General features: G+C 49.8%; 21 protein-coding genes and 2 rRNA genes. 11 read left to right on the top strand and 12 right to left on the bottom strand.

Going from position 1 to position 23,501, the window contains the following annotated elements; translation table 11 throughout:
• Positions 1 to 68 precede the first annotated feature (68 nt).
• The 6 genes from EBB_RS12560 to EBB_RS12585 form a co-directional block, all read right to left on the bottom strand.
• Positions 69 to 389, bottom strand: coding sequence for a type II toxin-antitoxin system RelE/ParE family toxin (locus EBB_RS12560; RefSeq protein ID WP_192394169.1), 321 nt, complete (start codon positions 387 to 389; stop codon positions 69 to 71).
• On the bottom strand, positions 386 to 604 hold the full coding sequence (locus tag EBB_RS12565) for an addiction module protein (protein WP_192394170.1): 219 nt from the start codon (positions 602 to 604) through the stop codon (positions 386 to 388). The genes EBB_RS12560 and EBB_RS12565 overlap by 4 nt, the downstream gene beginning before the upstream one ends.
• Positions 605 to 685: 81 nt before the next feature.
• On the bottom strand, positions 686 to 1,180 hold the full coding sequence (locus EBB_RS12570; protein ID WP_225587429.1) for a regulatory protein RecX: 495 nt from the start codon (positions 1,178 to 1,180) through the stop codon (positions 686 to 688).
• On the bottom strand, positions 1,164 to 2,216 hold the full coding sequence (recA, locus tag EBB_RS12575) for a recombinase RecA (protein ID WP_192394172.1): 1,053 nt from the start codon (positions 2,214 to 2,216) through the stop codon (positions 1,164 to 1,166). The genes EBB_RS12570 and recA overlap by 17 nt, the downstream gene beginning before the upstream one ends.
• Positions 2,217 to 2,304: 88 nt before the next feature.
• The gene (locus EBB_RS12580; RefSeq protein ID WP_371741572.1) at positions 2,305 to 3,621 is read right to left on the bottom strand and encodes a cobyrinic acid a,c-diamide synthase CobB; all 1,317 of its coding nucleotides are present in this window, start codon (positions 3,619 to 3,621) and stop codon (positions 2,305 to 2,307) included.
• 4 nt (positions 3,622 to 3,625) lie between these two features.
• Complete coding sequence (locus tag EBB_RS12585) at positions 3,626 to 4,348, bottom strand: Aq_1264-related membrane protein (RefSeq protein ID WP_192394173.1); 723 nt, start codon at positions 4,346 to 4,348, stop codon at positions 3,626 to 3,628.
• A gap of 360 nt (positions 4,349 to 4,708) precedes the next feature.
• Here EBB_RS12585 and EBB_RS12590 point away from each other — a divergent pair, with 360 nt between their 5' ends.
• The 3 genes from EBB_RS12590 to infA all read left to right on the top strand — a co-directional run bounded on the left by EBB_RS12590 (position 4,709) and on the right by infA (position 7,917).
• The gene (locus tag EBB_RS12590) at positions 4,709 to 5,182 is read left to right on the top strand and encodes a hypothetical protein (RefSeq protein WP_192394174.1); all 474 of its coding nucleotides are present in this window, start codon (positions 4,709 to 4,711) and stop codon (positions 5,180 to 5,182) included.
• A gap of 298 nt (positions 5,183 to 5,480) precedes the next feature.
• Positions 5,481 to 7,595: a RelA/SpoT family protein gene (locus tag EBB_RS12595; protein ID WP_192394175.1), complete on the top strand. Its 2,115-nt coding sequence runs from the start codon at positions 5,481 to 5,483 to the stop codon at positions 7,593 to 7,595.
• A gap of 103 nt (positions 7,596 to 7,698) precedes the next feature.
• The gene (gene infA, locus EBB_RS12600) at positions 7,699 to 7,917 is read left to right on the top strand and encodes a translation initiation factor IF-1 (RefSeq protein ID WP_013819653.1); all 219 of its coding nucleotides are present in this window, start codon (positions 7,699 to 7,701) and stop codon (positions 7,915 to 7,917) included.
• Between the two features lie 34 nt (positions 7,918 to 7,951).
• Here infA and clpA read toward each other — a convergent pair whose 3' ends face one another.
• Positions 7,952 to 10,228, bottom strand: coding sequence for an ATP-dependent Clp protease ATP-binding subunit ClpA (gene clpA / locus EBB_RS12605; protein ID WP_192394176.1), 2,277 nt, complete (start codon positions 10,226 to 10,228; stop codon positions 7,952 to 7,954).
• Between the two features lie 9 nt (positions 10,229 to 10,237).
• Positions 10,238 to 10,561, bottom strand: coding sequence for an ATP-dependent Clp protease adapter ClpS (gene clpS / locus EBB_RS12610; protein WP_192394177.1), 324 nt, complete (start codon positions 10,559 to 10,561; stop codon positions 10,238 to 10,240).
• Positions 10,562 to 10,686: 125 nt separating this feature from the next.
• Here clpS and EBB_RS12615 point away from each other — a divergent pair, with 125 nt between their 5' ends.
• The 7 genes from EBB_RS12615 to mtaB all read left to right on the top strand — a co-directional run bounded on the left by EBB_RS12615 (position 10,687) and on the right by mtaB (position 18,069).
• Positions 10,687 to 11,142 (top strand): NUDIX hydrolase, encoded by a 456-nt coding sequence (locus EBB_RS12615; RefSeq protein ID WP_192394178.1) that lies wholly within the window; start codon positions 10,687 to 10,689, stop codon positions 11,140 to 11,142.
• Complete coding sequence (gene mnmA / locus EBB_RS12620; RefSeq protein WP_192394179.1) at positions 11,139 to 12,236, top strand: tRNA 2-thiouridine(34) synthase MnmA; 1,098 nt, start codon at positions 11,139 to 11,141, stop codon at positions 12,234 to 12,236. Before EBB_RS12615 ends, mnmA begins: the two co-directional genes overlap by 4 nt.
• A 9-nt stretch (positions 12,237 to 12,245) precedes the next feature.
• The gene (locus tag EBB_RS12625; protein WP_192394180.1) at positions 12,246 to 13,421 is read left to right on the top strand and encodes an AAA family ATPase; all 1,176 of its coding nucleotides are present in this window, start codon (positions 12,246 to 12,248) and stop codon (positions 13,419 to 13,421) included.
• Positions 13,421 to 14,083 carry a DUF3226 domain-containing protein gene (locus EBB_RS12630; RefSeq protein WP_192394181.1) on the top strand — a complete coding sequence of 221 codons (663 nt, stop codon included), beginning with the start codon at positions 13,421 to 13,423 and terminating at the stop codon, positions 14,081 to 14,083. The genes EBB_RS12625 and EBB_RS12630 overlap by 1 nt, the downstream gene beginning before the upstream one ends.
• Before the next feature lie 24 nt (positions 14,084 to 14,107).
• Complete coding sequence (gene purB, locus EBB_RS12635) at positions 14,108 to 15,466, top strand: adenylosuccinate lyase (protein WP_192394182.1); 1,359 nt, start codon at positions 14,108 to 14,110, stop codon at positions 15,464 to 15,466.
• A 17-nt stretch (positions 15,467 to 15,483) separates the two neighbouring features.
• The gene (locus tag EBB_RS12640; RefSeq protein ID WP_192394183.1) at positions 15,484 to 16,713 is read left to right on the top strand and encodes a spore maturation protein; all 1,230 of its coding nucleotides are present in this window, start codon (positions 15,484 to 15,486) and stop codon (positions 16,711 to 16,713) included.
• Positions 16,714 to 16,782: 69 nt separating this feature from the next.
• Positions 16,783 to 18,069, top strand: a complete 1,287-nt coding sequence (gene mtaB, locus EBB_RS12645) for a tRNA (N(6)-L-threonylcarbamoyladenosine(37)-C(2))-methylthiotransferase MtaB (protein WP_192394184.1) — start codon at positions 16,783 to 16,785, stop codon at positions 18,067 to 18,069.
• Positions 18,070 to 18,134: 65 nt separating this feature from the next.
• On the opposite strand, the gene EBB_RS12650 is transcribed toward mtaB, so the two are convergent.
• Positions 18,135 to 18,917, bottom strand: coding sequence for an MlaA family lipoprotein (locus tag EBB_RS12650; protein WP_192394185.1), 783 nt, complete (start codon positions 18,915 to 18,917; stop codon positions 18,135 to 18,137).
• A 90-nt stretch (positions 18,918 to 19,007) separates the two neighbouring features.
• Between EBB_RS12650 and rnt the strand changes: the two genes are divergently transcribed.
• The gene (rnt, locus tag EBB_RS12655; RefSeq protein ID WP_192394186.1) at positions 19,008 to 19,634 is read left to right on the top strand and encodes a ribonuclease T; all 627 of its coding nucleotides are present in this window, start codon (positions 19,008 to 19,010) and stop codon (positions 19,632 to 19,634) included.
• 103 nt (positions 19,635 to 19,737) lie between these two features.
• On the opposite strand, the gene grxD is transcribed toward rnt, so the two are convergent.
• The 3 genes from grxD to EBB_RS12670 all read right to left on the bottom strand — a co-directional run bounded on the left by grxD (position 19,738) and on the right by EBB_RS12670 (position 23,400).
• On the bottom strand, positions 19,738 to 20,058 hold the full coding sequence (gene grxD / locus EBB_RS12660) for a Grx4 family monothiol glutaredoxin (RefSeq protein WP_192394187.1): 321 nt from the start codon (positions 20,056 to 20,058) through the stop codon (positions 19,738 to 19,740).
• Positions 20,059 to 20,190: 132 nt separating this feature from the next.
• Positions 20,191 to 20,306 (bottom strand): 5S ribosomal RNA (gene rrf, locus EBB_RS12665).
• A gap of 199 nt (positions 20,307 to 20,505) precedes the next feature.
• Positions 20,506 to 23,400 (bottom strand): 23S ribosomal RNA (locus EBB_RS12670).
• Between the last annotated feature and the right edge of the window lie 101 nt (positions 23,401 to 23,501).

The following is a 23,501-nucleotide window of genomic DNA, read 5'->3' on the forward strand; positions in this document are numbered from 1 at the left end:
TCGCGATCGATGCGCTTCACTTCGTTCAGCACATCCTATGGGCTCCGAGAATCTCAAAGCTATTAGAGTCAATCACCCCATCGCCTAATTCGCTCATTTTCCAAACGAGCTTTAATATTTATAGGGTCTTGCCGACAATCCATCACGGCATAAACAGAAACAAATTCATCATCGACAGTGTAATAAATCGCATACGGAAAGCTTCTTGCCAACAGCCGATGAAAGTCAGCAAACTTTTGGGGATGAATGCCGGCATAAAGGGTCAGCGAATCAATATCCGCATAAAGAGAGTCCAAAAAATAACGGCCGACGCCCTCTTGTTGCCGCTCGTAAAACTCAAAGCCATCCAGCAAATCAAATTTCGCGCTGTCAAAAATTCGAATTTTCATCGAATCCTATCTTGAATTTCCCGCTTTGCTGCTTCCCAATCGGTAAAACCAATCTCACCCGACTCCGCCAGGCGCTTTCTTTCCACCAACAAATGACCATGCCAATCAGGTGATGAATAGTCAGCTGCTCGAGTGGATAAATCGTTCCATAGCTCTTCCATCATGCCAATTTTCTCGGCAACCGACATTTCTTTTAGCGGCAGTGTAACTTTCATAAATTCGCTCCCGAAAGGCCTAGCAGGAAACCGAGGCGGACCGCGGAATGCACGATTGGATCCGCCAGATGCCAACTTAGTTTACTTTGCATGCTTATTGGCATCAGCTCTAGCCAATTTTATTTTCAATTCCGCAAACAAGCGCTTGATCATCTCGCCGCTGAAACCGCGTTGCTGTAAAAAACGGCTGCGCTTTAGCCATTCGTTTTGGGTCAGCGATTTTTCGTCGTCGTATTTACGCGAATACACATCCAGCAGCACATTTTGCCAGCCGCCTTGCTCCTCGGCTTGCGCATCCAGATCGGCGTCGTTGATACCGCGCTGTTGCAGTTCATAGCGAATTCGCATCAGACCATAGCCATTCTGGATACGTTGTCGAACATAGGCTTCGGCATAGCGTGCATCGTTTTGCCAGTTCTGCTCGGCTATCTGATCGATAACCGGTTCAACTTCGTCGCGGTCAAAACCGCGCAAGGCCAATTTATCCAGCAACTCTCGGCGGCTATGTTCGCGCCGGGCCAACAACCTCAGGCAGACCGCTTCGATCTGTTGCCGGCGCTCAATCGCCGTCGACAAACTCGGCGTCGTCGTCTTCACTGACTGCGGCCGGCGCGCTGGCTAACTTGGCAAAGGCTTTCTCACGAATCGCTTTTTCCAATTCGGCGGCTTTCTCCGGGTTATCGCGTAAAAACTGCTTAGCGTTATCCTTGCCCTGGCCGATTTTCTCGTTATTGTAGGCATACCAGGAACCGGATTTTTGGACGAAGCCGAATTCCACGCCCAAGTCGACCAACTCGCCGAAGAAGGACACGCCTTCGCCATAGAGGATTTCGAAATCGGCTTGCTTGAACGGCGGCGCCACTTTGTTTTTGACCACTTTAACGCGGGTCTCGTTGCCGATCACCTCGTCGCCTTTCTTGATCGAACCGATGCGGCGAATATCCAGACGTACCGAGGCGTAAAACTTCAGTGCATTACCGCCAGTGGTGGTTTCCGGGTTGCCGAACATCACGCCAATTTTCATCCGCAACTGGTTGATAAAAATCACCAAGGTATTGGAACGTTTGATGTTGGCAGTGAGTTTACGCAAGGCTTGCGACATCAATCGGGCTTGCAAGCCCATATGCGAGTCTCCCATGTCGCCTTCGATTTCGGCTTTTGGGGTCAAGGCCGCCACCGAATCGACCACCACGATGTCGACCGCGCCGGAACGCACCAGCATGTCGGTGATTTCCAGGGCTTGTTCGCCGGTATCCGGCTGCGACACCAACAAATCGTCGATATTGACACCGATTTTTTGCGCATAGATCGGATCCAGCGCGTGTTCGGCATCGACGAATGCCGCCGTGCCGCCCAGTTTCTGCATCTGGGCGATGGTTTGCAACGTCAAGGTGGTTTTACCGGACGACTCAGGCCCGTAAATTTCGACAATCCGGCCGCGCGGCAAACCGCCGACACCCAGCGCAATATCCAAGGACAGCGAGCCGGTTGATACGACTTCGATGTCGCGGCTGGCGGCGACATCGCCCATCCGCATCACGGAGCCCTTGCCGAATTGCTTTTCGATCTGCATCAACGCGGCGCCCAGCGCCTTTTTTTTGTTTTCGTCCATTTGAGTACCTGCTGTTGTCTGGCCGGTGAAAGCGGCACATTATCCCATAGACCCTGGCTGTGAAACAGTTTTAATCGTTCTGCAAAGCCTAGAAAAAACCAGCAGCAAGTTGCGGGTTGAAAGGAAAATACAAGTGCAGATAGGAGGCTTGTAAGGAGCCGTTGCGGAAAAAGCCCTCCCCATGACCAAAGCTGCGTTGCGGCGAGGAAACCGCAATCGGCTCCAGCGTGGTTTCCAGCTTGGAAAAATGAAAACTGTGACCGCGAATCTCGCCGCGCTCCAATTGCAAACTGTGCATGCCAAGATTGGCTAGCCGAGTTTGCATGACTGCACTGCCGGGTAACAAGCCTACCATCGCTGCTCGCTGACCGTCTTTGTCCGCCAGACTATCCAGCAAATACAAGAAGCCGCCACATTCGGCATAGATCGCTTTGCCGGCTTGATGATGGGCGGTTAAAGCCTGCTTCATAGCCAAGTTATCGGCCAGCGCTTGTAAATGCAATTCCGGATAACCGCCCGGCAAATAGACGCTATCGGTCTCCGGCAAGGCACTATCGGCCAACGGCGAGAAGAACAACAGTTCGGCACCCATCGCTTGCAGGCAATCCAGATTGGCTTGATAAATAAACGAAAATGCCGCGTCGCTCGCCACCGCGATGCGTTTACCCTGCAACAAGCGCGGCAGAGGATGGGCCGAAACGGCGGCAAAGGCGACTGGCTCGGGTAAAACACAGGGCGTAAAGCTATTCAATAATTCCGCGGCCCGCGCCAACCGGGCATCCAGATCGCCGATTTCATCGGCCTGCAGCAAGCCCAAATGCCGCGAAGGCAAGCCGACTGCCTCGTCACGACTCATGACCGCCAGTAAAGGCATGTCGGCCGGCAAAGCCTCCTGCAACAGTTTCGCATGCCCGGCACTACCGACTTTATTGGCAATCACGCCCGCGAACGCCAAATCCGGCCTATAGTTCGCCAAACCAAATGCGACTGCAGCAAAGGTTTGCGCCATGCCCTGGGCGTCGATCACCGCCGCCACCGGCACGGCCAAGGCTTGGGCCAAATCAGCGCTGCTGCTGTCGCCGTCGAACAAGCCCATCACACCTTCGATCAAGATCAGATCGGCTTCGGCGGCGGCGCGGTACAGCAATTCTCGGCAATGGGCTTCGCCCATCATCCATAAATCCAGTTGATAAACGGGCTGCCCGCTGGCGTAAGCCAATATTTGTGGATCGATGAAATCCGGGCCGGTCTTGAATGCCCGAACCCGGCGGCCTTGTTGTCTATGGTAGTAAGCCAGCGCGGCGGTGACGGTGGTTTTGCCTTGCCCGGAAGCCGGGGCGCTGATCAACATCGCCGGACAACTGCGCGGGTTTGTCGTCAGGGATGAAACGGGAGAAACAGTCAAAATATCAGTCCTTTTGGTAAAACCACATTTGATAAACACTCATTAATATTTGTACGCCCATCGACAGGCCCATCAACGCACCGCTGAGCACCACCACATAGGCAAATTCGGAAATATGTTTGGTGACAAACCATGACACTACGTCCAATAGCATCGCAAAAAACGGAATCACCAGCGCCACACGTTTGACGTAGATATTCATATCGCAAAGCAAAAATATCTTGCCAATAAAAAACAGGATGAAGGCGATGCCGAATAAATGAATATGCGACACCCTGACCAGTGCCGGCGTTGACGCCCCGCCTTTATGCGCGACTTCGGCCACACCTGCATAGTGGGTCAAATTGGGCAGGCTCGGGTTGGCTGCGGGGTTATGACAGTGGATGCAATCGCGGTTCAAAATCGGCGCGATCTGTTGCTCGTAAGCGGGTTGCTCCGCGCCATCCTGAATCCATTTCAAAATAACTTCCTTATCGCTTTTGTATTTCAGATTCGGCTCCATGATGCCGTTGATCGCCGCACCCAGCCGCGATTGCGTGGTCGAACCATGGTACATAATAACGATATCGTCGATAGACAAGCCACGCTTACCGTCACGGCCTTGATGGGTGTAATACAAATTCACCAGGGCCATCAGATAGCCGAGACCTATGGTCAACAGGAATACGGTATTTAATATTTTCTCACTGGTGGAAATATCTCGAAAACGGCGATATTGCTTCGGCATAGGTAATTAAGAAAAAGGCAAAGTGGGCACGATCCATGGCGCTAGACCGGTGCTGCGGAAGCTTCTGACAAGCCAAATCGGCTTCCCAGCGACTCAATGGCATCAAACGGCTTTTAGAATAATCGATATGCAATTATTGATCTATGCCAAGTTCGCGGAAAAATCCTACCGGCGATATTTATTTTTATCGCATAATCGACCACGGTTAAGCGCCAAGAATGCTTCAAGCCATCAGAGGGAGCAGGTTCTGGTTTTGAATGAATTTTCCAACGTCCACCTTTTGCTAATGCCGCAAAAACAACGATGAAACTATCCCCAGCGATTTAAGTCATTGGGACACCCAACACAGCAGGAGATCACATGCGTACTTTATTACTTTCCTTACTTGCCGCTACCGCCTTTTACAGCAGCTTATCAACCGCGCAAGCCCAAGATTCCGCTAGCGTGGCAGTCCCGGATAAAGTCAGGGCCAATATCTTGAAACGACACCCGCAAGCGCAGGACCTGAAAGCAACTCAGGAAACCCACTTTGGCCAACAGCTGCTGGAAGTCAGCTTTAAAGATGCGGAAGACGAACTGAAGCATGAGCTATTTAGAACCGACGGCGCGTTGTTTGCGAACGAAATCCTGCTGGCAAACGGCCTGGAAATATCGCCTGATGTGACTAAAGTGCTGGCCGATAACTTCCCTGGTTATAAGCTGCATAAGGCGGAATTGGTGATTAATCCGAACGGCGTGGGCGAAGAATATGAATTGTTTATTGAGGTGGGCGGCAGCAAATGGAAAGTGGCGGTCAACGACAAAGGCAAAATCACGGATAAAGATGCCTATTAAAGATTCGCTCTCTACGCATGTTATTCCGGAAACCTAGACCTTCCGGCCCATTAACCGGGCTCTTAAATCCCCGGGTTCCGTTATTCCCGCACAACCGGGAATCGAACGTGAAAACTGGTCTCCCGCCCACGCGGGAGCGATGATATTGGGGGCCCGGTTAATAAATTCCGGCTATTCTGATCAGTGCTTTTCTTATCCCTAAGCCGACTACCTTTGCCGACACCCGGTAGCAATCGCCGTAACGACGTCGGCAATTCCACTATTTTCCGCCCCACCTCGCTAGTCTTACAATATCGGTATGACTCAAAATAATTCTTCCGTCACCAAACTGTTTCCCGGCTTTTCAGACGCAGATAGCTTACAGATAGGCCAAGCGCTGAAGCTGGTCGAGCAACTTTCGCTGGAATGCAACAAAACTCTCCGCCCCAAAGGCGTCGATGTCGCGGCAATTTTAATGAGTGTGCATATCGACCTGGAAACCATTCTGGCGGCGCTGCTCAGCGATTCACGCGTTGCCGGCAAACTCAGCGACTCGGCAATACGCGAGCAATTCGGGCCGATGGTCGCCGACTTGGTTAAGGACGTGAGCTGGCTGAATAATGTCAGCATTTACAGTACCGAGATGGCAAACCAGCCCAATCAAGCCGAGATCTTGCGGCGCATGCTGCTGGCAATGACCCACGACGTGCGGGCGGTGCTAATTAAATTGGCTTTCCGCATCCAACGGCTGCGCGGACTACAGCACGAGCAAGACAATATCCGCCGCTTTATTGCCAGGGAAACTCTGGATATTTATGCGCCACTCGCCAATCGCCTGGGTATCAATCAATTCAAATGGGAATTGGAAGACCTGGCGTTTCGTTATGCCAATCCTGAGCATTACCGCTTTGTCACCGAATCATTGGCCGTCAATCGCGAACAACGCCAAGCCTTTATTGAGCGGTTTTTAGCGGCACTTCAAGACCGTTTAAAGCAGGAAGGCATACAGGCCAAGGTCTACGGTAGGCCCAAGCACATCTACAGCATCTGGAACAAGATGCACCGCAAGCAACTAGCGATAAACGAACTCTACGACTTATTGGCAGTGCGAGTGGTGGTGGACAGTTTATCGGCCTGCTACATGGTACTGGGCTTGGCGCACAGCCACTGGCAACATATTCCGCGCGAATTCGACGATTACATCGCCAACCCCAAGGAAAACGGCTATCAATCCCTGCATACCGTGGTTTTGGATGAAGACGGCAACCGTATCGAAATTCAAATCCGTACTAAAGCCATGCATGACTTCGCCGAGCTGGGTGTGGCCGCCCACTGGCGCTATAAGGAAGGCAGCAAGTTCAATGCCGCGACCGAAAAAAACATCGCCTCGCTCCGGCAACTGCTGGAAGACAAGGATAACGCCGACAGCTTGTTGGAAAACTTTCATACCGAGCTGTTCTCGGACCGAGTATTCGTGCTCACACCGGCCGGCAAATTGATCGACTTGGTCAAGGGCGCTACGCCGCTGGATTTTGCTTATGCGATTCATACCGAAGTTGGCCATAGCTGCCGTGGCGCCAAGGTTAACGGCCAGATCAAGCCCTTGACTTACAAACTGTGCTCTGGAGAGCAGGTGGAAATTATCACCGTCAAGAATGGTCAGCCCAATCACAATTGGCTCAATCCCAACCTCGGTTACTTAAAAACCCCGCGAGCCATCAGCAAGGTAAAAAGTTGGTTCAAGCAACAGCAGCAGGCCGAAAACATCGCCGCCGGCAAATTGCTGTTGGAAAAGGAAAGCAAGCGACTGGGTTTGAAATCAGTTGATATCAACGAACTTTTAAGACATTTTAAATTCGCGGATATAGAACACTTTTACGAAGCGCTGGGTCACGGCGATATCAACAACCGGCAACTGGCCGGCGCGCTGAAAATTCCGGAATTGGAGCCTACGCCGATTAAGTTGGTGCCCAGCAAATCCTCGACGCAATCGGCGATTACTATCGATGACATTGATAATGTGGTGACCACGCTTGCACATTGTTGCTCGCCGGTAAAAGGCGACGAGATTATCGGATTTATCTCGCATAAACGCGGTATCACTATTCACCGCCGCGATTGCGAAAATATTCGGCATTTATCCCCCGACCAACAATTGCAATTGTTGAAAGCCGATTGGAGCGGCCAGCAAACCGTACATCACAGCGTACCGATTTTAATTCATGCCTTTAACGCGCAAAATTTGTTGAATGACGTTTCTCAGGTTCTGGCTGCAGGAAAAGTGCATATCAGCAACGCTTCGTTGAAGACTCACGACGATTTATCAGCCATTTTGAATATGACTATTCAAATCGAAAATACCGAGCAGCTTAGCCTGGTGCTGACACGCATAAGCCATTTACCGAATATTATCGAAGTGCGGAGGAAAGTCTGAACCCGCCCTTTATCAGAGTTAGTTCAGCTATTGACAAGACTTTTTTAGCGGCTCGGCAGAGTATTCATGCTAACATAGCGGTTTTAAATTTAGAGTTTTAACTATGGCAAAAGAAGATCAGATTGAAATGGATGGTAAGGTCATCGACACCCTGCCCAACACTATGTTTCGCGTCGAACTGGAAAACGGTCACATCGTTACCGCCCACATCTCCGGCAAAATGCGCAAACACTATATCCGCATCCTGACTGGCGATAAAGTCCGCGTAGAAATGACACCTTACGACTTGACCAAAGGCCGCATTACCTTCCGCAATCGCTAGCCCGTCTTTCGGGAAAGCGATTGCTTCCCTCGCTTTATACGACTTGATTCAATTCCGAAACGATTAGTTGTTTGCTCTCGATGGCAAAAGCCAACGCATCATTCTCGACATGCACTCGCACATGACCGCCATTCGCTAAACGACCGAACAATAAATCTTCTGCCAGCGGCTTTTTGACCTTCTCTTGAATCAATCGCGCCATTGGCCGTGCGCCCATTTTCGGATCGCAGCCGTGTTCCGCCAGCCAGGCTCGCGCTGCTGGCTCCAAAGTCAGCGTGACGTTTTTATCCGCCAGCACGGCTTCAAGCTCGAAAATAAATTTGTCAACAACACTACCGACCACCGCCATATCCAGCGGCTTGAATTGGACGATCGCATCCAGCCGATTCCTGAATTCCGGCGAAAAACCGCGTTCGATCACTTTCATACTATCGGAAGCATGATTTTGCTGGGTGAAACCTATAGACGCCCGGCTGCTTTCCTCGGCACCGGCGTTGGTGGTCATAATCAGGATGATGTTTCTAAAATCGGCTTTACGGCCGTTGTTGTCGGTCAGAGTGCCGTGATCCATCACCTGCAACAACAGGTTGAACACATCCGGATGTGCTTTTTCCAACTCGTCCAGCAGCAACACGGCATGCGGATGCTTGGTCACGGCTTCAGTTAATAAACCGCCTTGGTCGAACCCAACATAACCAGGAGGCGCGCCGATCAAGCGTGATACGGTATGCCGCTCCATGTACTCGGACATATCGAAGCGAATCAACTCTATGCCCAATACTTTAGCAAGCTGCCGAGTCACTTCGGTTTTACCGACACCGGTAGGGCCGGCAAACAGGAACGAACCGATCGTTTTAGTGGTATCGCGCAAACCCGCTCGCGATAGTTTGATAGCCGACGCCAGCTCTGAAATAGCCTCGTCTTGACCAAATACCAGCATTTTCAGATTTTTTTCCAAGCTGGACAGCTTGTCAATATCGTTGGCCGAAACCGATTGCGCCGGCACCCTGGCAATTTTGGCGACAATTTCTTCAATCTCGGCAGTATCGATCAGGTCTTTACGCTCGATACCGGCAAATAACCGCTGCCTGGCCCCGGCTTCGTCGATCACATCAATGGCCTTGTCAGGCAAATGCCTGTCGGTGATATAGCGTGCCGATAATTCAACCGCCAGACGCAATGCTTCTTGCGTATATTTCAAGCCATGATGTTCTTCAAAGCGCGATTTCAGTCCTTTCAGAATCAGCACTGTATCTTCGATCGACGGCTCGACCACATCGATCTTCTGGAAACGCCGCGCTAGAGCATGGTCTTTTTCGAAAATACCCCGATATTCTTGATACGTAGTGGACCCAATGCAACGCAATTGTCCGGACGCCAATACCGGTTTAATCAAGTTGGATGCATCCATCACGCCACCGGACGCAGAACCTGCGCCGATAATGGTATGAATTTCGTCGATGAATAAAATCGAGTCGGGTTCTTTTTTAAGCTGACTAATTAAAGCCTTCAGCCGTTTTTCAAAGTCGCCGCGATACTTGGTACCTGCCACCAGCGCGCCCATATCCAAGGAATAAATGACGCTATTCAACAAAATATCCGGCACTTGTTCTTCAACAATTCTTTTCGCCAAACCTTCGGCTATAGCGGTTTTACCGACACCCGCCTCCCCAACCAATAGCGGATTATTTTTGCGGCGACGGCAAAGCACCTGAATCGTTCTTTCGACTTCCAGCTCGCGGCCAATTAAAGGGTCGATGTTGCCTTTCAGGGCTTCTTCGTTCAAGTTGGTTGCGTATTTTTCCAAAGGGCTGGACAAAGCTTCATTGCTGCCGCGCTCGGATTCGGGTTCTTCGTTATTTTCTTTTCTGAACTGCTCGATTTTGGAAACCCCGTGCGCCAGATAATTCACGACATCCAGACGAGTAATATCTTGCTTGTTCAACAGATAAACCGCGTGCGAATCCTGTTCACTAAACAAGGCGACAAATAAATTCGCGCCGGTGACTTCTTTTTTATCGGAAGCCTGCACATGAAACACCGCACGCTGTAAAACGCGCTGAAAACCCAAAGTGGGTTGCGTTTCGCGCTGTATGCCTTCCGGAATCAAGGAAATGGTTTCGTCTATAAACCGGGTTAGTTCGGCCCGCAATGCATTAACATTGCAGCCGCAAGCGATCAAAATCGGTATGGTCGTAACGTTGTCCAACAAGGCGAGCAACAAATGCTCGACCGTGATGAATTCGTGTCTTTTGGCATGAGCTCCGGTAAAAGCAGCATTCAATGTCACTTCAAGTTCTTTACTTAGCATGGTTACCCCTCACGCCTCTTCCATCGTGCACATCAGCGGGTGATGATGCTCGCGGGAATATTCATTAACAATATGTACTTTGGTTTCAGCCACGTCTTTGGTGTAGGTACCACAAACGCCGACACCCTGCGTATGCACTTGCAACATCACCTGCGTTGCTTTCTCTTGGCTCATGTTAAAAAAATCAGTCAATATTTCGACGACAAAATCCATCGGCGTAAAGTCGTCATTAAGCAACATAACCTTATATAGCGGCGGTCTTTTTAGCTGCGGTTTGGCTTCTTGCAGCGCGGTGCTACCGTCACTATCTTTCAAGGGTTCAAAATCTGACATAATCTTTGGTGCTGTGAATCATTGTGGTCTTAAAAATAGCGTCTTAAACATTAAATTTCAATCTTTACGCATATAAAAAACATTTCTAGTAAAATACGCGCCTTTTACCGTTTTCTATCAACATCATGGTTTGGAAACCTCACGTCACCGTCGCCGCCGTGATCGAAAAAGACGGGCGCTTTCTGCTGGTTGAGGAGACAACGGCACGAGGCCTTGCGTTCAATCAGCCCGCCGGTCATTTGGAAGAAGGTGAAGATTTAATCAGTGCCGTCAAACGCGAAGTTTGGGAGGAAACAGCTTGGCAATTTGAACCGGAGGCGTTAATCGCCACGCAGTTATGGCGCAGAAATCCGCATATGCCCAGCTTTGTTCGCTTCTGTTTTTCCGGCACAGTCAACAACCACAATCCAGAACAAGCTCTCGATGACGGCATTATCGACACTCACTGGCTAAGCCGCAATGAAATTTACGCAAAACGCCAGCAATTACGCAGCCCTTTGGTATTGACCACTGTGGACGAATACCTGAAAGGTCACCGCTACCCGCTTAGCATCTTACAGTCTTTTATCGATTTAGAATGAGCAAACACATCATCGTCGGCATGTCCGGCGGCGTCGATTCTTCCGTTACCGCTCTAGCCTTGCAAGAACAAGGCCATAAAGTCACCGGCTTGTTCATGAAAAACTGGGAGGAAGACGACGGCACCGAGTATTGCACGGCAATGCAAGACTTAGCCGACGCACAGCAGGTTTGCGACAAGCTCGGCATAGAGCTTAAGACTGTCAACTTCGCCGCCGAATATTGGGACGAGGTATTTGAAGTGTTTTTGTCGGAGTTTAAGGCCGGCCGTACCCCCAATCCCGACATACTTTGTAACAAACACGTCAAATTCAAAGCGTTTTTGGATTACGCCATCGAAGATTTGGGCGCCGAATATATTGCTACCGGCCATTATGCCCGCGTTCGCGAACAAGAAGGCGAATTCCAGCTATTAAAAGGCCTGGATCCCAACAAAGAGCAAAGCTATTTTCTCTACGCGATGGGACAGAAAGCCCTGTCTCGCACCCTGTTTCCAATCGGCCACCTGCACAAGCCGGAAATCCGTGCGATGGCCGACAGAGCCGGTTTTGCCAACAGCCGGAAGAAAGATAGCACCGGCATCTGCTTCATCGGCGAACGCAAATTCAAGGAATTTCTGCAACGCTACTTGCCGCACCAACCTGGTGAAATGCGCACCCCGGAAGGGCAATATATCGGCAAGCATCATGGCTTGATGTATTACACGCTCGGCCAGCGCCAGGGCCTCGGCATAGGCGGCGTCAAGGATGCGCCGGACGAACCTTGGTTCGTACTAGAGAAAGACCTGGAGAACAATGTACTAATCGTCGGCCAAGGCCACGACCATCCCTTAATGCTGCACAATACCCTTGAAGCCGGCCAACTTGACTGGTGCGGCAGCCAGCCTTTGACTGAAACCATTCGTTGCGCAGCCAAGACCCGCTACCGCCAGCCTGACCAGGAATGCATAGTCGAACCGATCAACGACGGTAACCGCGTCAAAGTCTGCTTCGACCAAGCCCAACGCGCCATAACACCCGGGCAGTCGGTAGTGTTTTATTTCGGGGAGGTTTGTTTGGGTGGTGGGATTATTGAGACTAAGTACAACGAAACATAAGGATCAACAATGCTAACCAATCTACGCATTAAAAATTTCCGCATGTTAGAGGATTTGGAAATCCCAAAACTTGGCCGCGTGAATTTGATTGTCGGAAAAAACAATAGTGGCAAAAGCTCAATTTTAGAGGCCATTCGAATTTACACAGAAAAAGCTGACAGGGAGTTTCTGCGTGAAATTTTAATAAACCATGACGAATCAGTTACCTTTGACCATGAGACAGACAATCAGAATCAAAGTAATTGGTATGGCTTAAAAAATCTATTTTATAACCGAGAGTTTCCAGAGAAAGAAAATTCTTTTATATCTATTTCTTCAGATGAAAATAATTTAATTCGGCTTGAGCATGTTTTTTATTATCAGGAAGAAGAAACAAAATTTGACAATGATGGTAACGAGATAAGCAAATCCAGAAAAAGAATCCCTATACATCAATCAGAACTTTCAAGTTTCCTAGAACAATCAGATACTGAACTTATCCCTGCGCTAAGCATAACTATTGGTGAAGCTCGTAACACCTTATTTAATTTAACAGCAAATAGCCAAAGAATTGGATTTTCTCCACCACTATGGGGATTATTTCCTCCCGAGACACCAAATTCAAGCTTTGTACCTACCAGACTTTTATCCTCAGAGAAACTTGCCGAATTATGGGATAAAATTGCCGCAAAATCAGAAGAACAAGTACTTTTACAGACATTAAAAGTTATTGATCCATCTATTGAAAGATTAGTTTTTATTAAAAACATTGAACGAGCTTCACGACAAAAAAATGATCGAATACCCGTAGTAACACAACAAGGCTCTGATACGCGCATCCCTCTAAACAGCATGGGTGATGGTATATCCAGGTTATTACAACTTATACTTTCTATATTCCCGGCAAGGGATGGAATTCTACTGATTGACGAATTTGAAAACGGCCTCCACTACAGCGTTCAAGAAGAAGTCTGGCGTATCATTTTTCAACTAGCCAAAGAGCTAAAAATTCAAGTCTTTGCAACAACTCATAGCTGGGATTGTATCGAGAGTTTTACTAAAGCAGCAGTTGAAAGCCCCGAAGAAGGCGTTTTGCTAAAAGTATCCAGAAGTAAACTTATCAGCGACAATGGAAAAGTTATTGCCACTGTTTATGATGAAGAAGCACTAAAAACAGTTACTGCCTCCGCTCTTGAGGTTCGCTAATGAGTAGTTGGAAACTATTAGTAGAAGGCAAAGACGACCAAGATTTTTTTAATGCTTTCTGCAACTTAGTTATTGGGGAAAATAAAATTGATATTTTTCCACCTAAAGCGCTTAACGAGAATTCAGGAGATGGCTGGTCTAACTTAATCAGTAACCTTCCGCTACTTCTGAGTCAACTAAAAAATGGCGACACCGAGAAACTTGGAATTATTTTAGATGCCGACTATCCGCCTGAGAATTCGGGTGGTTTTCATGAGCGTTACAAAAAAGTAACGGAAAAACTAGCAGAAGTCGGCTACAAAATCCCCACCAAACCAAAACTTCAGAAAGGTGACATTTTTAACCACTCAGACGGATTACCTAATATTGGCTTATGGATCATGCCAGACCATAAAAACAATGACATGCTCGAAAGTTTCGTCGAAAGCCTAATTACGGATACTACTCAAGCTTCGCTTCTACAACATGCTGATAAATCCATAAATAAGCTGCCAGTCAAACTATTTAATACTCAGTTGCACACATCAAAAGCAAAAGTATTTACATGGCGCGCTTGGCAAGAAAAACCGGGCTCTTCGCTAGCAGGCGCTTTATATAAGAATATTTTAGACCGCAGCAAAGCATCGGACTTTGAAGCTTGGCTGACTCATACATTCAAATAAATATTATTTTAGGTTAATTCAATTATGACACTCACCTCCATCTCCCCAATAGACGGCCGCTATGCCAGCAAAGTCGACGCCTTGCGCCCCATCTTCAGCGAATACGGCCTGATCCGTTACCGGGTCGAAGTGGAAGTGCGCTGGCTGCAAGCCCTGGCCGCTGAAGCCAAAATCGCCGAAGTGCCGGCCTTGTCCGCCGACGCGACCGCCGCGCTAGATAAAATCGTCAGCAATTTTTCCGAAGCTGACGCCCAGGCCGTCAAAGACATCGAGAAAACCACCAACCATGACGTCAAGGCAGTAGAGTATTTCTTGAAAGAAAAGATCAAGGACAATACCGAACTGCATGCCGTCAGCGAATTCATTCACTTCGCCTGCACCTCGGAAGACATCAACAACCTGTCTTACGCATTGATGCTGAAGGAAGGTCGCGATCTGATCCTGGCCGAAATCAACGCCACCATTGCAGCCATAAAGCAACTGGCGCTGGCTAGCGCCGATCAGCCTATGTTGTCCAGAACTCACGGCCAATCGGCGACACCGACCACAGTGGGCAAGGAATTCGCCAACGTCGTCGCCCGCATGAGGCGTCAGCGCCAACAACTTGCCAAGGTCGAATTGCTAGGCAAAATCAACGGCGCAGTCGGCAATTACAACGCGCACAGCGTCGCCTATCCAGATGTCGATTGGGCTGCTTTCGCACAAAACTTCGTTGAATCTTTGGACCTTACATTCAACCCTTACACTATCCAGATCGAACCGCACGATTACATGGCCGAGTTTTTCCACGCCCTGTCGCGCTTCAACACCATCCTGCTGGATTTCGACCGTGACGTCTGGGGCTACATCTCGCTTGGTTATTTCAAGCAAAAAACCGTCGCCGGCGAAGTCGGCTCCTCGACCATGCCGCACAAGGTCAACCCGATAGATTTCGAAAACTCCGAAGGCAACCTTGGATTGGCGAACGCCATTTTCGGCTTTTTGGCCGATAAATTGCCGGTCTCGCGCTGGCAGCGCGACCTGACCGACTCCACCGTGTTGCGCAACATCGGCGTCGGCATCGCCCACACCAGCATCGCCATTCAATCGTCCTTGAAAGGCATTTCCAAACTGGAAATCAACCCGGCCTTGCTCGACCAGGATTTGGATCAAAACTGGGAAGTGTTGGCAGAACCGATTCAAACCGTGATGCGCCGCTACGGCATCGAAAAGCCTTACGAGAAATTGAAGGAGCTGACCCGAGGCAATCGCGTCACCGGCGACGGCATGCGCGCCTTCGTCGAGAAACTGGAAATTCCGGCCGATGCCAAGGCCGAATTGCTGAAATTGACGCCGCACAGCTACACCGGTTACGCAGCTGATTTAGCCAAAAAAATCGGTTAAGCACCAGGACAGGTTTGTTGCTGAACTTCATCTGGATATTCTTCTTCCTGAGCGCTTTCGCCACCGCCGCTTTCAAGCTGTTGGTGTTGGGCGATACCCAGGTGTTTTCCGAATTGATGAATGCGATGTTCAGCCTGTCCAAGACTGCATTCGAGATCTCGCTGGGCTTGAGCGGCGTGCTGGCCTTGTGGCTGGGGATCATGAAAATCGGCGAGCATAGCGGCTTCATCGATTTGTTGACCAAGGCGCTCAATCCATTGTTCAGCCGCTTGATGCCGGAGATCCCCAGGGATCATCCGGCGCTCGGTGCGATGGTGATGAACATCGCCGCCAATATGTTGGGTTTGGACAATGCCGCGACGCCGATGGGCATCAAGGCCATGCAGGAAATGCAGACCTTGAATCCCCACCCAGAGAGGGCCAGCGATGCGCAGATTTTGTTTTTGGTGATCAATACTTCGTCGGTGACGCTGTTTCCGGTGACGATTTTCGCTTACCGGGCTCAGCTCGGCGCCGCCAACCCCACCGACGTGTTCATTCCGATTCTGATCGCGACCTACATGTCGACGCTGATCGGCTTGCTGGCCGTCGCGGCGGCGCAGAAAATCAATCTGCTGGACAAGGTGGTGTTGAGTTATCTGGGCGGCATTACCGTGTTGGTCGGCGGCATACTGGCTTATTTCGCAGGATTGGATCAGGCCGAGATGCTGAAACAATCGGCTTTGGTTAGCCATGTCATATTATTCAGTCTGGTGATTTCCTTCATTGCCGCTGCGGCATACAAGCAACTGAATGCTTACGAGTTGTTCGTCGAAGGCGCCAAGCACGGCTTTCAGACCGCGATCACCATCATCCCTTATCTGGTGGCGATGCTGGTGGCGTTTGGTGTATTCCGGGCCAGCGGCGCGCTGGAATTGATCACCGATGGCGTGCGGCTATTGGTCAATGTTGCCAGCATCGACAACCGTTTCATCGACGGCCTGCCTACGGCGCTGATGAAGCCGTTCAGCGGTAGCGGCGCGCGGGCGATGATGATAGACACCATGCAGACCCACGGCGCCGACTCGTTCGCCGGCCGACTGGCGTCGGTGGTGCAAGGCAGTACCGAGACAACTTTTTATGTGTTGGCGGTGTATTTCGGCGCGGTGAACATCAAGCAGATACGCCATGCCGCCGCCTGCGGCATCGTCGCCGACCTCGGCGGGATAGTTTCCGCGATTTTGGTGACTTATTGGTTTTTTGGTTAATTTTTCAAGTTGCCGGTGCATTGCTTCGCGAATGCACCCTAGACCTTCGATTTTACGTTTTTCGATAACATGCAAATACATTTAAAAACCCTGGGCTGCCGCCTCAACGAAGCAGAACTGGAAACCTGGGCGCAAGCCTTTCAGGCCAAGGGCCACGACATCACCCGCAACTTGAGCGACGCACAATTGGTGGTCATCAATTCCTGCGCGGTCACCCAAGACGCGGTGAAAAAATCCAAGCAAATGATACGCCGCATCCACCGCGACAATCCGCAAGCCAAGCTGGTGGTCAGCGGCTGTTATGCGACGCTGAATGAGGAAGAAGCCGCGCAATTGATGGGTGTGGATTTGATCGTCGGCAACCAGGATAAAAACCAATTGGTCGAAAAAACCCTGGCCGAATTGAATCTGAACAGCATGCCGGCGATGTCGACCGAACCGGGTGAAGTGTCGTTATTCAGCCGTGGCCGCCAGCGTGCTTTCGTCAAGGTTCAGGACGGCTGCCGTTACCGCTGCACCTTTTGTATCGTCACCGTCGCCCGCGGGGAGGAAAGCAGCCGGCCCATTCAAACGGTCATTGACGAGATCAACGCGTTGCACGCTCAAGGTATCCAGGAAGTCATCATCACCGGCGTGCATCTGGGCGGTTACGGCAGCGATATCAATAGTAATCTGGTCGAATTGATCACCAAAATTTTGGATAAAACCCAGATTCCACGCCTGCGCATGGGCTCATTGGAACCTTGGGAACTGCCGGACGGTTTTTTCGAACTGTTCAAAAATCCAAGGCTAATGCCTCACCTACATCTGCCATTACAAAGTGGTAGCGACAGCGTGCTACGGCGCATGGCCAGACGCTGTAAAACGGAGGAGTTCGGCCAGATCGTTAAACTGGCCCGAGCAACGATTCCGCATTTCAACATCACCACCGACATTATCGTCGGCTTTCCGGGCGAAACCGAATTGGAATGGCAGGAAAGTTTTGATTACATCAAAAGCCTGGGTTTTGGCCATATTCACATTTTTAGCTACTCGCCTCGTGAGGGCACCAAAGCTGCGGGCTTGCCGGATCAAGTCGATCAGAACACAAAGAAACAGCGAAGCAAGCAATTGCATGAATTAGCCGACACAATGAAGCATAAGTTCATTGCCGAAAACATCGGCGAGCAGACCAATATTTTATGGGAAGGACAAAAAGAAGCTCAGAAAGATGGCTCGATACGCCATTTCGGCTACACACCGAACTATCTAAGGGTAGCCTGCGATGTGGCACCCGGCCTCATTCTGGAAAATAGGATAGTGGCGGGAGTACTGATAGAAGCGAAAACGGATTTCGTGCTCGCCCGCTTGACTTGAAGCCATAAAAAAGCCGCAAAGCTGTTTGCTTTACGGCCTTTTTACATAAGAGCGGTACTGTTAAATCAATACGGATTCGGATCGAGCGGTCCACGCCCACCGCCCTGCATGTCGTCGAATTTCAACACATCTTCATCTGGAACCTTACCATCGTGAACCAGGTAATTACGTCTGGAAAGATAGGCATTTTTGAAAAATTCGTAACGATCCAGTGCCGCTTCAGTAGCGACTTTTTCCATGCCTAGCAGATCTGAACGGGCATCGATGACTTTCAATGCACCAGGGCCAATCGAAACCGCCGCACCAATCCAATTTGGATTTATATAGATGCCGGCATAAGTAAACGGATTCATCGCGGCATCACCAACCAACCCGAACACGCCACGTGGCGAACTGGGTCCGAAAAACGGCAGGACCAAGTAAGGACCGGTAGGTATTCCCCAATAGCCTAAAGTTTGATCAAAGTCTTCATTATGCTTCGGCAAATCGATCATCGTCCCAACATCTATAAGACCGGCAACACCAATGGTGGTGTTCACCAAGAAACGCGCGCCGTCCTGACCCGATTGCAGGAGTTTTCCTTGCAAAACATCGTTGGTACAAACACCTATGTCATCGACATTGCTGAAAAAATTAGTAACGGCTTGGTCCGCAAAATCGGGCATAACCCAATCGTAGCCTTTGGCAACCGGTTTCATGACATAATCATCCACGCCGTCATTAAATGATTGCACGCCTCTATTCCAGCCCTCCCAAGGATCTTTAGGATCGACACCGCGGGTTGTGGCGCAACCGCTTAATACAGTCAGTAACCCTAAGATAACCCAACCTTTTTTCCGATCTTGCATAACTTCACCTCACCAATTGAATATTGTTTATACCTATCCAAAACTCACGTAACATAACGCCCAACCGACTTTTTTAGCCAATCAAACTCAATGGAAATAAACCTAAATCCGTTAGGCAACCGTTTCAGAGGTTACCTTCCTGTTATTGTCGATATAGAGACAGCCGGTTTTAATTCGAAAAAAAACCCACTTTTGGAAATCGCCGCCGTAATAGTCGAACCAGACACTGATGGTTGGTTGCATGTCACCGAAAAACATCACTGCAACATCATTCCTTTCAAAAACTCCGAACTAGATGACGCAGCGCTCAAATTTACCGGTATCGATCCATACCATCCTTTCCGCATGGCTATAGAAGAGAAGGATGCACTTACCAAGCTGTTTACCCCTATCAAAGCCGCTGTAAAACGTAACGAATGCAAGCGAGCCATTTTGGTTGGTCACAACCCAGCTTTCGATATCAATTTTTTAAACGCCGCTATTGAACGAACCAACTACAAAAGAAGCCCTTTTCATCCATTCAGTAGTTTCGATACCGCCACACTCGGAGGGCTCATGTACGGCCAAACGGTTTTAGCAAAAATTGCTCAAGCTGCCGGGATTATCTGGGATAACGAAAAAGCACATTCTGCACTTTACGACGCCGAACAAACCGCCGAATTATTTTGTCTGATTATCAACCGATGGAAAAAATTAAGCGAGTACGAAGCGACATAAATTTACCCAATTAGCGACTTAGAACACATTAGATTCAAACATACTCTTAAGAAACGGCAGAAGAATATTGTCGCTACGGGCTGAATCTGGGATGTTCTTTAAACTAAGATTTGGCGTCAATATTAGCCAGCAAATTAATGAGCTCACCTTTATTGAATAGATCGATAACGATGTCGCAGCCGCCGACTAATTCGCCGTTGATATACAGCTGGGGATAAGTGGGCCAGTGCGAGTATTCTTTTAAGGCTTCGCGCACTTCAGGATCTTCGAAGATATTGACGTGGGCATAATCCGCGTTGCAGGCTTGCAAAACTTGCACCACCCGGCTGGAAAATCCACACTGGGGAAAATCCGGGGTGCCTTTCATGTATAAGACCACGGGATGACTGGCTAATTGGGCTTGGATTCTGTCTATTGCACTCATGCGTTTTCTCGCTAAACATTGTGTGAGGGGATTCTAACAACCCCATTCGCAAAAGAGAAGGGTGTTGGTATATGGATGATTTGGGGTCAAAAAAAAAGCCCGGCTATTGCTAGCGGGGCTTTCGTATTAAGAGCTTGGCGATGACCTACTTTCACATGGCAACCTGCCACACTATCATCGGCGCTAAGCGGTTTCACTTCCGAGTTCGGGATGGGATCGGGTGGTTCACGCTTGCTATGTTCACCAAGCAAACTGGTTTGGCTGGTTTTAGTCAGCCGTCATAAACAGGTTATAAGCCTTTGGCTTTTAGGAAAATACCTTTGGGTCATGCGTTCGCAATTAACTTAGGTTGTTTCCGGTCCTGTTTTTCATGGAAATCTGTATCGAGTGTGTCGTTTTCTTACGTTTATCAGCGTGTCAGTGACACCCAAACGCATTGGGTGTTATATGGTCAAGCCTCACGGGCAATTAGTACACGTTAGCTTCACACATTACTGCGCTTCCACACCGTGCCTATCAACGTCGTAGTCTCCGACGGCCCTTCAGGGGACTTAAAGTCCCAGTGAGATCTCATCTTGGGAGGGGCTTCCCGCTTAGATGCTTTCAGCGGTTATCCTGTCCGAACGTGGCTACCCGGCAATGCCATTGGCATGACAACCGGAACACCAGAGGTTCGTCCACTCCGGTCCTCTCGTACTAGGAGCAGCTTCCCTCAAATCTCAAACGCCCACGGCAGATAGGGACCGAACTGTCTCACGACGTTCTGAACCCAGCTCGCGTACCACTTTAAATGGCGAACAGCCATACCCTTGGGACCTGCTTCAGCCCCAGGATGTGATGAGCCGACATCGAGGTGCCAAACACCGCCGTCGATATGAACTCTTGGGCGGTATCAGCCTGTTATCCCCGGCGTACCTTTTATCCGTTGAGCGATGGCCCTTCCATACAGAACCACCGGATCACTAAGACCTACTTTCGTACCTGCTCGACTTGTCCGTCTCGCAGTCAAGCACCCTTATGCCTTTGCACTCATTGCCTGATTTCCGACCAGGCTGAGGGTACCTTCGTGCTCCTCCGTTACTCTTTAGGAGGAGACCGCCCCAGTCAAACTACCCACCAGACACTGTCCCTAACCCGGATAACGGGTCGAGGTTAGAACTCCAAACATACCAGGGTGGTATTTCAAGGTTGGCTCCACGAGAACTGGCGTTCCCGCTTCAAAGCCTCCCACCTATCCTACACAAGTAGGTTCAAAGTCCAGTGTCAAGCTATAGTAAAGGTGCACGGGGTCTTTCCGTCTAGCCGCGGGTACACTGCATCTTCACAGCGATTTCAATTTCACTGAGTCCCAGGTGGAGACAGTGTGGCCATCGTTACGCCATTCGTGCAGGTCGGAACTTACCCGACAAGGAATTTCGCTACCTTAGGACCGTTATAGTTACGGCCGCCGTTTACTGGGGCTTCGATCAAGAGCTTCTCCGAAGATAACCCCATCAATTAACCTTCCAGCACCGGGCAGGCGTCACACCCTATACGTCCACTTTCGTGTTTGCAGAGTGCTATGTTTTTGCTAAACAGTCGCAGCCACCGATTTTTTGCAACCCCCTTCCGCTCCAGTCGCGAGGACCTTCACGTAATGAGGGCATACCTTCTCCCGAAGTTACGGTATCATTTTGCCTAGTTCCTTCACCTGGGTTCTCTCAAGCGCCTTAGAATTTTCATCCCACCCACCTGTGTCGGTTTGGGGTACGGCCACTAGTAACCTTAAGCTTAGAGGTTTTTCCTGGAAGCAGGGCATCTATCACTTCGCTGTTCTTTCGAACCGCTCGTCATCACGTCTCAGCATAGAGCACCCCGGATTTGCCTAAGATGCATGCCTACCTGCTTAAACTGCCACTTCCAACCGACAGCTGATATAGCCTTCTCCGTCACCCCATCGCAGTTACTACTGGTACAGGAATATTAACCTGTTTTCCATCGACTACGCTTTTCAGCCTCGCCTTAGGTGCCGACTAACCCTGCGTCGATTAACGTTGCGCAGGAAACCTTGGGTTTTCGGCGAGGGGGTTTTTCACCCCCTTTATCGTTACTTATGTCAGCATTCGCACTTCCGATACCTCCAGCCCACTTCTCAATGAACCTTCGCAGGCGTACGGAACGCTCCTCTACCACTCACGCTTAACGCGTAAATCCGTAGCTTCGGTACTATGCTTAGCCCCGGTAAATCTTCCGCGCAGACCGACTCGACCAGTGAGCTATTACGCTTTCTTTAAAGGATGGCTGCTTCTAAGCCAACCTCCTGGCTGTCTGTGCCTTTCCACATCGTTTCCCACTGAGCATAGATTTGGGGACCTTAGCTGACGGTCTGGGCTGTTTCCCTTTTCACGACGGACCTTATCACCCGCCGTGTGTCTCCCGTGCTTGCACTTGCTGGTATTCGGAGTTTGCATCGGGTTGGTAAGTCGGGATGACCCCCTAGCCGAAACAGTGCTCTACCCCAGCAGTGATACACGAGGCGCTACCTAAATAGCTTTCGAGGAGAACCAGCTATCTCCGAGCTTGATTAGCCTTTCACTCCGATCCACAACTCATCCCCGTATTTTTCAACAGACGTGGGTTCGGCCCTCCAGTTAGTATTACCCAACCTTCAGCCTGGTCATGGATAGATCGCCCGGTTTCGGGTCTACACCTTGCGACTAAACGCCCTATTAAGACTCGCTTTCGCTACGCCTCCCCTATTCGGTTAAGCTTGCCACAAAATGTAAGTCGCTGACCCATTATACAAAAGGTACGCAGTCACCCCACGAAGGGGCTCCCACTGCTTGTACGCATACGGTTTCAGGTTCTATTTCACTCCGCTCTCCGCGGTTCTTTTCGCCTTTCCCTCACGGTACTAGTTCACTATCGGTCAGTAAGGAGTATTTAGCCTTGGAGGATGGTCCCCCCATATTCAGTCAAAGTTTCACGTGCTCCGACCTACTCGATTTCACTAGAAAAAGGTTTTCGTGTACGGGGCTATCACCCTGTATCGCCGGACTTTCCAGACCGTTCCACTAACCTTATCCTAGCTTAAGGGCTAGTCCCCGTTCGCTCGCCACTACTTAGGGAATCTCGGTTGATTTCTTTTCCTCCGGGTACTTAGATGTTTCAGTTCTCCGGGTTCGCTTCAGTGAGCTATGTATTCACTCAAAGATGACGTGCTTATGCACGCCGGGTTTCCCCATTCGGACATCTCTGGATCACAGCCGGTTTGCAGGCTCCCCAAAGCTTTTCGCATGCTACAACGTCCTTCATCGCCTCTTACTGCCTAGGCATTCACCGTATGCGCTTATTCACTTGACCATATAACCCGAATACGTCTGTATTTTGGTTATACTGTCAGCTGACATTTTCGCTGATTTTTTCTGCTTGAGAACGACATGCTGCTTGTATTCCACCTGCCT

It is taken from the genome of Methylomonas fluvii (assembly GCF_014850975.1).
In the GTDB taxonomy this organism is placed as follows: domain Bacteria; phylum Pseudomonadota; class Gammaproteobacteria; order Methylococcales; family Methylomonadaceae; genus Methylomonas; species Methylomonas fluvii.

What these genes read in the sequence shown, in the direction of transcription:
- infA (WP_013819653.1), top strand. Translation starts at nt 7,699, where the DNA reads ATGGCAAAAGAAGATCAGATTGAAATGGATGGTAAGGTCATCGACACC.
- EBB_RS12595 (WP_192394175.1), top strand. Translation starts at nt 5,481, where the DNA reads ATGACTCAAAATAATTCTTCCGTCACCAAACTGTTTCCCGGCTTTTCA.
- mnmA (WP_192394179.1), top strand. Translation starts at nt 11,139, where the DNA reads ATGAGCAAACACATCATCGTCGGCATGTCCGGCGGCGTCGATTCTTCC.
- recA (WP_192394172.1), bottom strand. Translation starts at nt 2,216, where the DNA reads ATGGACGAAAACAAAAAAAAGGCGCTGGGCGCCGCGTTGATGCAGATC.
- EBB_RS12585 (WP_192394173.1), bottom strand. Translation starts at nt 4,348, where the DNA reads ATGCCGAAGCAATATCGCCGTTTTCGAGATATTTCCACCAGTGAGAAA.
- EBB_RS12625 (WP_192394180.1), top strand. Translation starts at nt 12,246, where the DNA reads ATGCTAACCAATCTACGCATTAAAAATTTCCGCATGTTAGAGGATTTG.
- clpA (WP_192394176.1), bottom strand. Translation starts at nt 10,228, where the DNA reads ATGCTAAGTAAAGAACTTGAAGTGACATTGAATGCTGCTTTTACCGGA.
- EBB_RS12615 (WP_192394178.1), top strand. Translation starts at nt 10,687, where the DNA reads ATGGTTTGGAAACCTCACGTCACCGTCGCCGCCGTGATCGAAAAAGAC.
- EBB_RS12650 (WP_192394185.1), bottom strand. Translation starts at nt 18,917, where the DNA reads ATGCAAGATCGGAAAAAAGGTTGGGTTATCTTAGGGTTACTGACTGTA.
- mtaB (WP_192394184.1), top strand. Translation starts at nt 16,783, where the DNA reads ATGCAAATACATTTAAAAACCCTGGGCTGCCGCCTCAACGAAGCAGAA.
- EBB_RS12565 (WP_192394170.1), bottom strand. Translation starts at nt 604, where the DNA reads ATGAAAGTTACACTGCCGCTAAAAGAAATGTCGGTTGCCGAGAAAATT.
- clpS (WP_192394177.1), bottom strand. Translation starts at nt 10,561, where the DNA reads ATGTCAGATTTTGAACCCTTGAAAGATAGTGACGGTAGCACCGCGCTG.
- EBB_RS12560 (WP_192394169.1), bottom strand. Translation starts at nt 389, where the DNA reads ATGAAAATTCGAATTTTTGACAGCGCGAAATTTGATTTGCTGGATGGC.
- EBB_RS12630 (WP_192394181.1), top strand. Translation starts at nt 13,421, where the DNA reads ATGAGTAGTTGGAAACTATTAGTAGAAGGCAAAGACGACCAAGATTTT.
- rnt (WP_192394186.1), top strand. Translation starts at nt 19,008, where the DNA reads ATGGAAATAAACCTAAATCCGTTAGGCAACCGTTTCAGAGGTTACCTT.
- purB (WP_192394182.1), top strand. Translation starts at nt 14,108, where the DNA reads ATGACACTCACCTCCATCTCCCCAATAGACGGCCGCTATGCCAGCAAA.
- EBB_RS12590 (WP_192394174.1), top strand. Translation starts at nt 4,709, where the DNA reads ATGCGTACTTTATTACTTTCCTTACTTGCCGCTACCGCCTTTTACAGC.
- grxD (WP_192394187.1), bottom strand. Translation starts at nt 20,058, where the DNA reads ATGAGTGCAATAGACAGAATCCAAGCCCAATTAGCCAGTCATCCCGTG.